This window comes from Fructilactobacillus sp. X7R4C1 (assembly GCF_059901115.1).
The window spans coordinates 1-269 of the sequence record NZ_JBWXVD010000022.1 but is presented as its reverse complement, the minus strand read 5'-3'; the positions used below and the strand labels follow the sequence as shown (position 1 = coordinate 269).

The following is a 269-nucleotide window of genomic DNA, read 5'->3' as shown; positions in this document are numbered from 1 at the left end:
CCCACCGTTAAACTGAGCTGCCGCATAAACACTATTAAAGTCGACATTCGACCCGTCTGGCGTTGCGGTTTTGCGAAGATCTTCGTGAAGCATAGGCACGACGCCGGTATTGTAATCAGTCAGTTCCGTACCGAGCTGAGTAGCAGCGGCTGTGAGAGCTTTGCTTTGGGCTTTCGGTCCAAGTTTACTCATCAAATCAACGTCAACTGTTACTTTCATACCCATCACAGCACCTCCAATTCGTACCCCCATATTTCAGACGTATCAGC

Annotated in this window: 1 pseudogene; it reads right to left on the bottom strand. The window is 49.1% G+C overall.

Features of this window, described 5'->3' with window-relative positions:
• Positions 1 to 225: pseudogene (locus tag AC6UC9_RS06995) on the bottom strand (minor capsid protein); the annotation flags it as partial.
• Positions 226 to 269: the final 44 nt, after the last annotated feature.